The organism is Methylobacterium sp. 092160098-2, from assembly GCF_028920805.1.
Taxonomy (GTDB): domain Bacteria; phylum Pseudomonadota; class Alphaproteobacteria; order Rhizobiales; family Beijerinckiaceae; genus Methylobacterium; species Methylobacterium fujisawaense.
The window spans coordinates 773,519-785,288 of record NZ_JAQPZJ010000001.1 but is presented as its reverse complement, the minus strand read 5'-3'; the positions used below and the strand labels follow the sequence as shown (position 1 = coordinate 785,288).

Sequence of the window (11,770 nt, the reverse complement as noted above, 5' to 3'; positions counted from 1 at the left end):
GCCGCGGTGCCGCGCGCACGCGGAAACGGCCGCACCCGGTGGACACGGCCGTTTCCTCGATCGGTGCCGTTCTCCGTCCGGCCTCGGCCGGTCGGAACGGTCTCAGCCCTGGCGGGCCTTGAAGCGCTTCTGGGTCTTGTTGATCACGTAGACCCGCCCCTTGCGGCGCACGAGCTGGTTGTCGCGGTGGCGGCCACGCAGGGACTTGAGGGAGTTGCGGATCTTCATCGGTCTTTCGAGCCCGGAGGGCCGTCCATCGGTAAGGGATCGGGAACGTAGCCTTGAGGCAGGACGCGCAGTCGCGTCCGGCGATCACGGCTCACGCATCGCGGGATGGCGCGGCCATATCAGGAGTCGCCCCCACAAGGCAAGGCGCAGCGGGCATCGTGCTGCCGGTCCTGCTCAATGGACGCTGTCGAGATCCGGCACCGCCGGGGCGATCACGAGCTGCCGGCCGATCTGGTGCAGCAGCATGTCGAGGAGCGGTTTCAGACGGTCGAAACCCGGCCGGGAGAGGCCATTCTCCGCAGCCGTGTACAGGGCCAGCGCCATCTCGGCGACCTGATCGATGCCGCCGGCGGCGGCATCCGTCGCGTAGAACGCCGATTCGTCGAGAAAGCCCTCACGGCTGCACGCGGTCACATCGATGACGATCCCGTGGGCCTCGTCCACGACGCCCTCGGCGTTCCGGATATACCGGCCGCGCACGAGCACCCAGCGGACTTCGCCGGGTACCGGTACGGTCCGGTACTGCGCGATATACAGGCCGCCCTCGCGGCGAAGGTCAGCGATGATGCACCCGATCCGTCGCCGGTCCTCGGGATGGATGTGCTCCAGGAACGCCGCGAAGGGCGTCCCCCGGCCGCCTTTCGGCCGCGGCAGGCCCAGGACCGTCGCGGCGGCGGCGTCGCATTCGAGGACGTCGTCGGCGATGTGCCAAGTCCAGGTCCCGACATCCGATTCGGCCAGGGCACGCATCCCCATGCGGCCGCTCCGCCGCTTCGTGTGCACACCGACGCCCACAGACTCGATCTCCAGGTCCGTCCGGACGCTTTGCCCGGCCGACTTATTTGGTCGACACAATACTGGGACTGCCGAAACGGCACAACGCATGGGAGTGACAGATCAGGATGGTGTTCGAGGGTAGCGACGCCATCAGGAACGATAGTAAACGCCGGTCAGCGTGCCCTTTGCGAGGACGTGCCCGCGCATCGCATCGATCAGTGCGCCCCGGCCCGGCGCCTCGGCCAGGGCGAGAGACTGCCGCAGCGCGAAGATCTGGAAGACGTAGTCGTGCGGCCCGTGGCCCGTCGGAGGATCCGGCGGCAACCATTCCGCGCGCAGGAAGCTGTTTTGGCCCAACGCGTGGCCTGAGCCCGGGTGCCCGGGGCTCGCCAAGGCACCTTCGGGCAATTCGGCCGGCTCGGGCGGGATCGCCCAGGCAATCAGGTGGACCAGCGGACGCGGCGTCGGGCTCCCGGCGTCCTCGACGAGGATCACCAGGGCAGCGGTGCCCGCGGGCAGGCCGCTCCAGGCGAGCGGCGGGGACACGCCCGCACCGTCCGCGGTGAAGCGGGCCGGCATGTCCGCCCCGTCCGCGAAGGCCGGACTGGTCAGCGTCACGGTGTCGGCAATGTCGGAGAAGTCCGAATGGACCGCCGTCTTGTCCCGGCCGGCCTTCAGGCCCGACAGGGCTTCGCCGACCGCCCCGGGGATTTTCTCAAGCATCGCCGCGCCCTCCGTCCCGTCTCCAACGGCGGGGGACGCAACCCGTTCACGCAGAGCGTTCGGCTGCGACCATATAGTTCACGGCCGTGTCGCGGCTCGTGCGCCAACCATCCGTGAGCGGGTTGTAGACGACCCCGACCGTGTCGGTGACGGCGAGCCCTCCCGCCCGGATGGCGCGGGCGAGTTCGTCGGGCGTCACGAATTTCTGCCAGTCATGCGTGCCCCGCGGCAGCCAGCCGAGCACGTATTCGGCGCCGACGATGGCCAGCGCGAAGGAGCGCAGAGTCCGGTTCAGGGTGGCCCCGAACAGCAGTCCGCCGGGCTTAACCCCCGCGCAGGCGGTCCGCACGAAGGCCTGCATGTCGGAGACGTGCTCCACCACCTCCATGATCAGCACGGCGTCGAAACGCTCGCCGCCGGCGACCACCGCTTCGATGGTCGCGCCGCGATAATCGACCGGCACGCCCGCCGCCTCGGCATGGGCCCGGGCCACCGCGATGTTCTGCTCGGCCGGATCGAGCCCGATCACGCGTGCGCCGAGCCGGGCGAGGGGTTCCGAGAGGACGCCGCCGCCGCAGCCGACGTCGCAGATCGAAAGCCCGTCCAGCGGAAAGGGCGCGCGCGGATCGCGTCCGAACCGCCGGCACAGGGCGTCGCGGATATAGGCGAGCCGCACCGGATTGAACCGGTGGAGGACGCGCATCGGGCCGGTCTCGTCCCACCACGTGGCGGCGAGCGCATCGAAGCGCGCAACCTCACCGCGGTCGACGAACCCGTCCGTGGCCCGATCCGTGGCTGCCCTGTCCATGCGCGTTCCGTCCTCATGCCGGCGCCGCCCCGATCCGGTCCGCCCCTCTATCCGGGCTGGCCGGGTAGGCCGGATCCGCCGCGATGCGTCGTGTCCGCGCTCTAGCATGGAGATCGCTCGGAAGTCGCCGCGGCGCGCGGGCGCCATGCTTGGCTGGTTGTTGACACTCTACCGAGCCGCTTGTACCCGCCGGGCACCGTCCGGACCGGGCTGCAGCGGTCCGTCCAATCGCCACCGGGAACCCGCGACCGAGAGACCATGCCCCGTCTGGTGATGAAATTCGGCGGCACCTCCGTCGCCAACGTCGATCGCATCCGCAACGTGGCGCGCCACGTCGCCCGCGAGGTGGCGGCCGGCTACGACGTTGCCGTGATCGTCTCGGCCATGTCAGGCAAGACCAACGAGCTGGTCGACTGGGTCAAGGACGCGAACGCGCTCTACGACCCGCGGGAATACGACGCCGTCGTGGCCTCGGGCGAACTCGTCACCGCGGGCCTCCTGGCGATCGCCCTCCAGAAGGACGGGGTCAAGGCCCGCTCCTGGCAGGGCTGGCAGATTCCGGTCGTGACCTCGGACGCCCATGGCTCGGCGCGGATTGCCGAGATCGATCCCAAGAACCTCGAGGCGGGTTTCGCAAAGGGCGAGGTCGCGGTGATCGCCGGCTTCCAGGGCGTCCATGCCGAGACCGGCCGCGTGACGACGCTGGGCCGTGGCGGCTCCGACACCTCGGCGGTGGCGGTCGCGGCCGCGATCGGGGCCGAGCGCTGCGACATCTACACGGACGTGGACGGCGTCTACACCACCGATCCGCGCATCGTGCCGAAGGCCCGCCGCATGGAGCGGGTGACCTTCGAAGAAATGCTGGAGATGGCCTCGCTGGGCGCCAAGGTGCTGCAGGTCCGCTCGGTGGAGCTTGCCATGGTCCACCGGGTGCCGACCACGGTCCGGTCCTCCTTCGATCCGCCGGACGCCGCGCGCCCGGGCACCCTCATCTGCGACGAGGACGACATCGTGGAACAGCAGATCATCACCGGGATCGCCTTCTCCCGGGACGAGGCGCAGATCACCCTGCGCCGTGTCAAGGACAGCCCCGGCGTGGCCGCCGCGATCTTCGGGCCGCTGGCTGACGCCAACATCAACGTCGACATGATCATCCAGACCGTGTCGGGCGACCAGTCGACCACCGACATGACCTTCACGGTGCCGGCTTCCGAGTACCAGCGCTCGCGCGCCATCCTCGACGAGGCCCGCACGCAGATCGGCTACGCCCAGATCGAGGGGGCCACCGATGTCGTGAAGGTATCGGCGATCGGCGTCGGCATGCGCAGCCATGCGGGCGTGGCCGCCAAGGCGTTCAGGGCGCTTGCCGAGAAGGGGATCAACATCCGCGCGATCACCACCTCGGAGATCAAGTTCTCCGTGCTGATCGACGCCGCCTATACGGAGCTTGCCGTGCGCACGCTTCACTCGCTATACGGCCTGGACCAGGCCTGAGCCTGGGACGACGCGGGTTCGAGCGGGTCGCGTGGTGTGAACTAGACAGTCACGGGCCGATCCGCCGATCTCAGAGCGTCTCTGGGACCAGCGGTCCGGTCCATCCGGTGCCAGCCGTCCCGGGTTTGGCGCCAAGGTTGCAGGGTGGTCGACGCCAAGGCCACTCACCGACGCTGGAACGACGAACCGATGCCCGCTGCGCCCGGAGGCCCGCGCCTGCTGCTGCGCCGCCTCCGCGAAGCGATGGCGGAGCCGGTCAGCCCCCAGGCGCGCCTGGATCGCATCGTCGTCCTGATCGCCGCCAATGTCGTGGCCGAGGTCTGCTCGGTCTATGTGCTGCGCGATGACAACACCCTCGAACTGTTCGCCACCGAGGGCCTCAACCGCGAAGCGGTCCACCAGACCCGCATGCGGACCGACGAGGGCCTGGTCGGCCTGATCGCCCGCACGGCGGAGCCGCTTTCCCTTTCGGATGCGCAGAACCACCCGGCCTTCTCGTACCGTCCGGAGACCGGCGAGGAGGCCTATCACGCCTTCCTGGGCGTGCCGCTGCTGCGGGCGGGCAACACGCTCGGCGTCCTGACGGTCCAGAACAAGACCTATCGCGTCTACTCCGAGGAGGAGATCGAGGCGCTCCAGACCACCGCCATGGTGCTCTCGGAGATGATCGCCTCGGGCGAGCTCGAGGGGCTGGCCCCCGATGCCGGCACCGCGGCCCGCCGCCCGGTCCTGGCGCGGGGCATCGCGCTGGCCGACGGCATCGGCCTCGGCTACGTGGTGCTGCACGAGCCCCGCGTCGTCGTGAAGACGCTGATCGCCGAGAACGTCGACCGCGAGGTCGCGCGCCTCGACGCGGCCATCGAGGAGGTCCGCTCGGCGATCGACGCGCTGGTGGAGCGCGGCGACCGGATCGGTACCGCGGAGAGCCGCGAGGTTCTCGAGACCGTCCGAATGTTCGCCCACGACAAGGGCTGGCTCCGGCGCATGCGGGAGGCCGTGGCGTCGGGCCTGACCGCAGAAGCCGCGGTCGAGCGGGTCCAGTCGGACAACCGCGCGCGGATGATGCGCCAGTCGGATCCGTATCTGCGGGAGCGGCTGCACGATCTCGACGATCTCGCCAACCGCGTCCTGCGCACCCTGATCGGCTCCGAAGCGGCCGGAACCATGGTGCTGCCGGAGAACGCCATCCTGGTGGCGCGCACCATGGGTCCGGCGGCCCTCCTCGACTACGAGGCCTCGACCCTGCGCGGCATCGTCCTGGAGGAGGGTGGTCCGACCAGCCACGTGGCGATCGTCGCCCGGGCGCTGGGCATCCCGGCCGTGGGCGAGGTGGAGAATGCCACCGCCCTGTGCGACGCGGGCGATGCCATCATCGTCGACGGCGTGGCCGGCGAGATCCATGTCCGGCCCGGTCCCGAGGTCGAGGCCGCCTATGCCGAGATGGTGCGCCTGCGCGCCCGGCGGCAGGAGCAGTATCGGGCGCTGCGGGACGTGCCCGCCCAGACCCGCGACGGCGTGCGCGTCGGCCTGCACCTCAATGCCGGCCTGCTGGTCGATTTCAGCCACCTGCAGGAGACGGGCGCCGAGGGCGTGGGCCTGTTCCGCACTGAGCTGCAGTTCATGGTGGCGCAGCGCATGCCGTCGGCGGCCGAGCAGGAGGAACTGTACCGCAAGGTCTTCGCCGCCTCGGCGGGCAAGTCCGTCACCGTCCGCACCCTCGACATCGGCGGCGACAAGATCCTGCCCTACATGGCCAAGCTCGAGGAGGAGAACCCCGCCCTCGGCTGGCGGGCGATCCGCATCGGCCTCGACCGGCCGGCTTTGCTGCGCATGCAGCTGCGCGCCCTGCTGAAGGCCGCCGACGGCGACCCGCTCAAGATCATGTTCCCGATGGTCGCCACGGTGGATGAATTTGTGCGCGCCCGCGGCATCGTCGAACGGGAAAAGGCCTACCTGAAGCGCCACGGCTACCGGCTTCCCACCGATTGCCGCCTCGGCGCGATGATCGAGGTGCCCTCGCTCCTGTTCCAGATCGACGAGATCGCCCGGGAGGCCGACTTCCTGTCGGTCGGCTCGAACGACCTGATGCAGTTTCTGTTCGCTGTGGACCGGGAGAATCGCCGGGTCGCCGACCGCTTCGATCCGTTGAGCGTGGCGGCCCTCCGCGCCTTCCGGCTGATCGCCGAGCGGGCCAACGCGGCCTCCTGCCCGGTGACGGTCTGCGGCGAGATCGGCGGCCGCCCCCTCGACGCCATGGCGCTGATCGGCCTCGGCTACCGGCAGCTGTCGATGTCGCCGGCCGCGATCGGGCCGGTCAAGGCCATGGTGCTGAGCCTCGATGCGGGTGCCATCGCCGAACTCATCGACGCCGAGATGGCGCGGATGCATGACGGCGACTCCCTGCGCCCGGCGCTCACGGCCTTCGCGCACGCCCACGGCATCCCTATTTAACCGCGACCCTTGCCGAACATTCGGCCGGGGTTGTACGGCAACGCCACGACGCTTTCGGCCGACGCGCCGCGGCTTCCGCTCTCGAACGGAAGGGGCGTGGATTTGGGGGAAGTCCTGCCGGGTCACGGTCCCTCCAAGCCACGCGTCTCTTCCCCCCGAGACGAGACCCGCGCCCAGCCCGGAACGGCACGCGCAGACCTGCAGAAACACGGGCGATGATCCCCTTTCCCACCGAGCGCCTCGACGCCATCCTGGCGCGGCACGACATCGTCACCGCGCAGCTCGGCTCCGGCGAGATCGACCCGGAGACCGTGGTCCAGCTCTCCCGCGAGCTGTCCGACCTCGACCCCGTCGTGGCGGCGATCCGCGGCTACCGCGCGGCCCTGGACAACCTCGCGGGCGTCGAGGCCCTCATCGACGAGCCGGGCACGGATCCGGAGATGCGGGCCCTCGCCGCCGATGAGAAGCCGGAGGCGCAGGAGGCGCTCGAAGCCGCGCACCGGGCCCTGCAGGTGCTGCTCCTTCCGAAAGACGCCGCCGACGAGAAGAGCGCGATCCTGGAAGTCCGCGCCGGGACCGGTGGCGACGAGGCGGCCCTCTTCGCTGGCGACCTGTTCCGGATGTACGCCAAATACGCCGAATCGAAGGGCTGGCGGGTCGAGGTGATCTCCGAGAGCGAGGGCACGGTCGGCGGCTTCCGCGAGGTCGTGGCCGAGGTGAAGGGCCGGGGCGTCTTCGCCCGCCTCAAGTACGAGAGCGGCGCTCACCGGGTGCAGCGCGTGCCCGACACCGAGACGCAGGGGCGGATCCACACCTCCGCCGCCACCGTGGCGGTACTCCCGGAGGCCGAGGAGGTCGACATCCACGTCAACGATGCGGACCTGAAGATCGACACGATGCGGGCCCAGGGCGCGGGCGGCCAGCACGTCAACAAGACCGAATCGGCGATCCGCATCACCCACCTGCCGACCGGCATCGTGGTGTTCGTTCAGGAGGAACGGTCGCAGCACAAGAACCGCGCCCGTGCGATGGCACTGCTGCGCGCACGGCTCTACGACGCCGAGCGCAGCGTGAAGGATTCGGCCCGGGCGGCCGATCGGAAGGCCCAGGTCGGCTCCGGCGATCGCAGCGAGCGGATCCGGACCTACAATTTCCCGCAAGGAAGGGTGACCGATCACCGGATCAACCTGACCCTCTACAAGCTCGAGGAGGTTATGGCCGGGACGGCCCTCGACGAGGTGGTCGACGCCCTGATCACCGAGCATCAGGCGGAGCTGCTCGCCGCCGAGGGTATGGCCTGAGCCATGTCGTGATGCCGGCCGCGATGCAGAACAGATCGCGCCGCGAGGCGCTGCGTGCCTGCACGGCGCGGCTGCAGGCCGCGGGCGTCGTCGAGGCGGCGGGCGATGCCCGGTTCCTCCTGCTCGGAATCCTCGGCCTGGAGACGCGCGACCTTCTGATCGAGGGCGAGCGCCGCGTCAGCGCGGACGAAGCCGCGGCCCTCGACGCGGCGCTCGCCCGGCGCCTCGCCGGCGAGCCGGTGGCCCGCATCCTGGGCGCCTGGGAGTTCTGGGGCCTGCCCTTCCGGCTCGGTCCCGACACCCTGGTGCCGCGCCCGGACACCGAAATCCTGGTCGAGGTCGCGCTGGCGGCGGTGCCCGACCGGACCGCGCCGGTGCGCTGCCTGGACCTCGGCACCGGAACGGGCTGCATCCTGACGGCCCTTCTCTCGGAACTGCCCCGGGCCAGCGGGGTCGGGCTCGAACGCTCGGACGGGGCCCTGCGCGTCGCCCGGGACAATGCCGTCGCCAACGGCGTCGGCGACCGGGCCCGCTTCGTCGTCGGCGATTGGTGCGAGGCCCTGAGCGGGACCTTCGACCTCGTCGTCTCGAATCCGCCCTACATCGCCCAGGACGTGATCGCGACCCTCGACCGCGAAGTCCGCATGCACGATCCGGCGGCGGCCCTGGATGGCGGCGTGGACGGTCTCGACGCCTACCGGAGAATCCTCGACGGTGCGGCTGGGCTGCTCGCCCCGGGCGGCAGGCTCGTCCTGGAGATCGGCTACGATCAGGCCTCGGCGGTGCGGGCCCTTGCATGCGCGGCGGGCTTCCCGGATCGGGGATTGACCCGCGACCTCGCCGGCCGCGACCGCGTCGTGAGTTTCGACCGGCCACAGGGTCTTTTATCCGGCCACAGGGATGCCTAAGTCAGGGTCGAGCATCGCGTCACCGAAAAATTGCTTGTTGCATCAACCGGGGAACGCTAGAGTCGGCTTGAAGATCGCGAACCGTCCGTTAAGACGGACGGCTGTAAGGTCGGTGGTGACCATGGGTCGCCGATTGGTTCGCTGATCCCCCTTAACCGTCGAACCAGAACGCGCCGGTGCCAGCGCGGCGGTGCGACACAATCGAACCTGACAATCAACTGAGGATCGGCGGCTTTAACCGGGCGCCCGCTTCGAGGGATGGTCAGGCAGACGCGCGGACCGAAGAGCGGTCGCACGCGCGGCGCCGCCGGATGCGCTTGGCCGGACTGCGCCAGGAGATCCGCCCGGGCGCCTCCGTAGACAGTCGTTTGCGTGAACGAGGGTCATTACAGACCGATGAGACCAAACCAGAATCGACGGATGCGCGGCCGGAACCGGCCGAAGGGTCCGAATCCGCTGACGCGCTCGTACGAATCCAACGGTCCCGACGTCAAAATCCGCGGCACGGCGCAGCACATCGCCGACAAGTACGCGCAGCTTGCGCGGGATGCTCTGGCGGCCGGCGATCCAGTTGCTGCTGAAAACTACTTCCAGCACGGGGAGCACTATTTCCGCATCGTTTCCGGTGCCCAGGAACAGAATCGCCCGGCTAATACCGCCGGTTACGCCAGTCGTCCCTATGATGACGACATGGAAGAGGGCGACGACGAGGCCCAGGGCAACGGCGGATCGCAGAACGGTCACGGCTATAGCGGCTATGATGACGCCGATCCCGGCCAGCAGCCGCAGCCCTACGAGGGTCGTCAGGACGGAAACCAGGACGGTCGGCAGGGCCGTGACCGGTTCCAGAACCGCGATCAACGGCGGTTCGACAACGGCGGGCGCCAGGATTACCGGCGTCAGGACCAGCCGCGTCAGGACTATCAGCGCCAGGATTATCAACGGCCGGACTATCGGCAGGAGAACCGGCAGGACCGTCAGGATTACGGGCGTCCGGATTATCGCCAGGAGCGTCACGACGGCCGGCAGGACCGCCAGGACGTCCGGCAGGACCGCCAGGACGTCCGGCAGGATCCTCGCCAAGATACGCGCCAGGATGCTCGGCAGAATGATCGGCAAGACGCCCGCCAGGACACGCGCGGCGATCAGGGGCGTTACGAGAGCGGCCGCAGCGAGGCTCCGCGGTCCGAAGCCCGGCAGGAAACGCGTCTTGAGGGGCGGCCCGAGCGGGCTCCCCGCGGCGAGGCCGGACGTCAGGGCGAGACGGCGCCCCGCCGTGAGCGCCGCCGCGAGCCTGCGCCTGTCGTGGAGGCCGAGGAGCCGACCGGCCTGCCGGCATTCCTGATGGCCCCTGCGCGTCCCGCCCCGCCGGCTGAACCGTCGCCTGCTTCCGAGCCGGAGGCTGCGGCCGAGGAAACTCCGGCCGCCAAGCCCCGCCGCCGCCGCCGCCCGCGTTTCGAGAGCGCCGCGGACGAGGGCAACGCCAACACGTCGCCGGCAGACGTGCCGACCGAGTGAGCGAAAGCTGCAGGAAGCACTGAAGAGAGGCCGTTCCGGGCAACCGGAGCGGCCTCTGTCGTTACGGGCTCAGCGTGGTACGGCTTTCCAGTCCGGGCAGGCCTGGACCCGGTGGATCAGACGGTGCCGCCGGCCGCTCGCGCCGAACGGCCCGAGCTCCCAGTCCCAAGCCGCTTCCGTAGGCGGGAGCTCGGACCCTAACAGCATATCGAGGCTGTCGGTGAAGCGGCCCGACCGATCCTCCGCGCGCTGCACCGCGTCGGTGATCAGGCAGACGCGCTCGACCCGGCCTGCCAGGGTGTCCAGGACTCTGAGGTGGGTCTCAACCAGATGTGCCCCAAGAAGGGGCGGGGCCGCGCGGCCCCGGGCCTCGTGGGCCTCGATCGGGACGATCGGAAGCTGCGACAGCAGGTCTGCCGAAACGATCAGGTCGGCGCCCGTGCAGAGATCCGCCCAGGCCCCGGCGAGGCCTGCACTGATCTCGGCGGTCACCAGCGCCACGTTCGGGTATCGGCGTGCGGCGAGCCGGGCCGGCCAGGGATGCACGGCATCCACGAGGCCGATCCGATCGAACAGGCGGGCGAGATCGTCCAGCGGCACGTCGTCGAGCAGGCCGGAGCCGAGCACGACCGCATGTCGGCAATGCCCCGTTCCCTCGGCCGCCGCCGCGATCCTGCCCTGCGCCTGCGCGAGATGCGGCGCCCAGACCGCCCGGCAGCGGCGCTACCGGGCGTGAAGCAGGCCGCTCTGCCGAACATAGCCAAGCCTGCGCAGGGGCCACGGCGCTGGATTGACGACCGACAGGGCCCAGGCGACCAGCATCGCCGGCCGGCTCACTCCGCGTCGGAGGGCGCGGTGTGCGCCGAGGTGCCGCGATAGCCGGTCGCGAGGACGTAGAGCTCGCTGGAATCGGCCCGGCTGGCCGCGGGCTTGACGTGGCGGACCGTGGCGAAGTCGCGCTTCAGGTCGGTGAGCAGGGCTCCCTCGGTCCCGCCCTGAAGCACCTTGGCCAAGTAGGCGCCGCCCGGCCCAAGGATCTCCCGGGCGAATTCCGCCGCCGTCTCGGCGAGGCCGATGATGCGCAGATGGTCGGTCTTCTTGTGGCCGGTGGCGTTGGCGGCCATGTCGGACATCACGATGTCGGCCGGGCCGCCGAGCATGCCGGTCAGCCGCGCCGGCGCCTCGGGATCGAGGAAATCCAGGGTGATGAACTCGACCCCGGCCATAGGCTCGATCTCCAGGAGATCGATGCCCACGACCCGGCCCGACGGTCCGACCACCCGGGCGGCCACCTGCGACCAGCCGCCGGGAGCCGCGCCGAGGTCGACGATCTTCTGGCCGGGCCGGAGCAGCTTGTAGCGCTCGTCGATCTCCAGCAGCTTGTAGGCCGCCCGCGAGCGATAGCCCTCGCGCTTGGCCCGCGCCACATAGGGATCGTTGAGCTGGCGCTCCAGCCAGCGCTTCTGCGACAGGGTCCGTCCACGCCCGGTCTTCACCCGCTGCTTCAGGTCGCCCCGGACCCCACCGCCGGAGCTCGCGCCGCCGCGCCGGTCGCTCATCGT

Annotated in this window: 11 protein-coding genes; 5 read left to right on the top strand and 6 right to left on the bottom strand. The window is 70.1% G+C overall.

The features are described 5' to 3' along the window. Window positions 1-102 precede the first annotated feature (102 nt). The 4 genes from ykgO to ubiG form a co-directional block, all read right to left on the bottom strand. Window positions 103-228 carry a type B 50S ribosomal protein L36 gene (gene ykgO / locus PQI07_RS03545; RefSeq protein ID WP_003601867.1) on the bottom strand — a complete coding sequence of 42 codons (126 nt, stop codon included), beginning with the start codon at window positions 226-228 and terminating at the stop codon, window positions 103-105. A 174-nt stretch (window positions 229-402) separates the two neighbouring features. Continuing rightward, window positions 403-984 carry a PAS domain-containing protein gene (locus tag PQI07_RS03540; RefSeq protein WP_210281323.1) on the bottom strand — a complete coding sequence of 194 codons (582 nt, stop codon included), beginning with the start codon at window positions 982-984 and terminating at the stop codon, window positions 403-405. Between the two features lie 171 nt (window positions 985-1,155). Then, window positions 1,156-1,728 carry a YbhB/YbcL family Raf kinase inhibitor-like protein gene (locus PQI07_RS03535; protein WP_043755018.1) on the bottom strand — a complete coding sequence of 191 codons (573 nt, stop codon included), beginning with the start codon at window positions 1,726-1,728 and terminating at the stop codon, window positions 1,156-1,158. Between the two features lie 46 nt (window positions 1,729-1,774). Next, on the bottom strand, window positions 1,775-2,536 hold the full coding sequence (ubiG, locus tag PQI07_RS03530; RefSeq protein ID WP_053609409.1) for a bifunctional 2-polyprenyl-6-hydroxyphenol methylase/3-demethylubiquinol 3-O-methyltransferase UbiG: 762 nt from the start codon (window positions 2,534-2,536) through the stop codon (window positions 1,775-1,777). A gap of 258 nt (window positions 2,537-2,794) precedes the next feature. Between ubiG and PQI07_RS03525 the strand changes: the two genes are divergently transcribed. From PQI07_RS03525 to PQI07_RS03505, 5 genes are all read left to right on the top strand, one after another. Beyond that, window positions 2,795-4,030, top strand: a complete 1,236-nt coding sequence (locus PQI07_RS03525) for an aspartate kinase (protein WP_053609408.1) — start codon at window positions 2,795-2,797, stop codon at window positions 4,028-4,030. 189 nt (window positions 4,031-4,219) lie between these two features. Further along, window positions 4,220-6,481, top strand: a complete 2,262-nt coding sequence (gene ptsP, locus PQI07_RS03520) for a phosphoenolpyruvate--protein phosphotransferase (RefSeq protein WP_043380280.1) — start codon at window positions 4,220-4,222, stop codon at window positions 6,479-6,481. 215 nt (window positions 6,482-6,696) lie between these two features. After that, the gene (gene prfA / locus PQI07_RS03515) at window positions 6,697-7,782 is read left to right on the top strand and encodes a peptide chain release factor 1 (protein ID WP_111473161.1); all 1,086 of its coding nucleotides are present in this window, start codon (window positions 6,697-6,699) and stop codon (window positions 7,780-7,782) included. Between the two features lie 23 nt (window positions 7,783-7,805). After that, complete coding sequence (prmC, locus tag PQI07_RS03510) at window positions 7,806-8,690, top strand: peptide chain release factor N(5)-glutamine methyltransferase (RefSeq protein WP_236961659.1); 885 nt, start codon at window positions 7,806-7,808, stop codon at window positions 8,688-8,690. 420 nt (window positions 8,691-9,110) lie between these two features. Next, window positions 9,111-10,208, top strand: a complete 1,098-nt coding sequence (locus tag PQI07_RS03505) for a DUF4167 domain-containing protein (protein ID WP_274926052.1) — start codon at window positions 9,111-9,113, stop codon at window positions 10,206-10,208. A gap of 69 nt (window positions 10,209-10,277) precedes the next feature. Here the strand turns inward: PQI07_RS03505 and PQI07_RS03500 are convergent, their stop codons facing one another. Together PQI07_RS03500 and PQI07_RS03495 are read right to left on the bottom strand one after the other, a co-directional pair. After that, window positions 10,278-10,835: a hypothetical protein gene (locus PQI07_RS03500; protein WP_335645388.1), complete on the bottom strand. Its 558-nt coding sequence runs from the start codon at window positions 10,833-10,835 to the stop codon at window positions 10,278-10,280. 206 nt (window positions 10,836-11,041) lie between these two features. Further along, complete coding sequence (locus PQI07_RS03495) at window positions 11,042-11,767, bottom strand: RlmE family RNA methyltransferase (RefSeq protein WP_274926051.1); 726 nt, start codon at window positions 11,765-11,767, stop codon at window positions 11,042-11,044. Between the last annotated feature and the right edge of the window lie 3 nt (window positions 11,768-11,770).

Bases quoted from the DNA above. Each gene is read 5' to 3' on its own strand.
- ykgO (WP_003601867.1), bottom strand. From the start codon at position 228: ATGAAGATCCGCAACTCCCTCAAGTCCCTGCGTGGCCGCCACCGCGAC.
- PQI07_RS03540 (WP_210281323.1), bottom strand. From the start codon at position 984: ATGGGGATGCGTGCCCTGGCCGAATCGGATGTCGGGACCTGGACTTGG.
- PQI07_RS03535 (WP_043755018.1), bottom strand. From the start codon at position 1,728: ATGCTTGAGAAAATCCCCGGGGCGGTCGGCGAAGCCCTGTCGGGCCTG.
- ubiG (WP_053609409.1), bottom strand. From the start codon at position 2,536: ATGGACAGGGCAGCCACGGATCGGGCCACGGACGGGTTCGTCGACCGC.
- PQI07_RS03525 (WP_053609408.1), top strand. From the start codon at position 2,795: ATGCCCCGTCTGGTGATGAAATTCGGCGGCACCTCCGTCGCCAACGTC.
- ptsP (WP_043380280.1), top strand. From the start codon at position 4,220: ATGCCCGCTGCGCCCGGAGGCCCGCGCCTGCTGCTGCGCCGCCTCCGC.
- prfA (WP_111473161.1), top strand. From the start codon at position 6,697: ATGATCCCCTTTCCCACCGAGCGCCTCGACGCCATCCTGGCGCGGCAC.
- prmC (WP_236961659.1), top strand. From the start codon at position 7,806: ATGCAGAACAGATCGCGCCGCGAGGCGCTGCGTGCCTGCACGGCGCGG.
- PQI07_RS03505 (WP_274926052.1), top strand. From the start codon at position 9,111: ATGCGCGGCCGGAACCGGCCGAAGGGTCCGAATCCGCTGACGCGCTCG.
- PQI07_RS03495 (WP_274926051.1), bottom strand. From the start codon at position 11,767: ATGAGCGACCGGCGCGGCGGCGCGAGCTCCGGCGGTGGGGTCCGGGGC.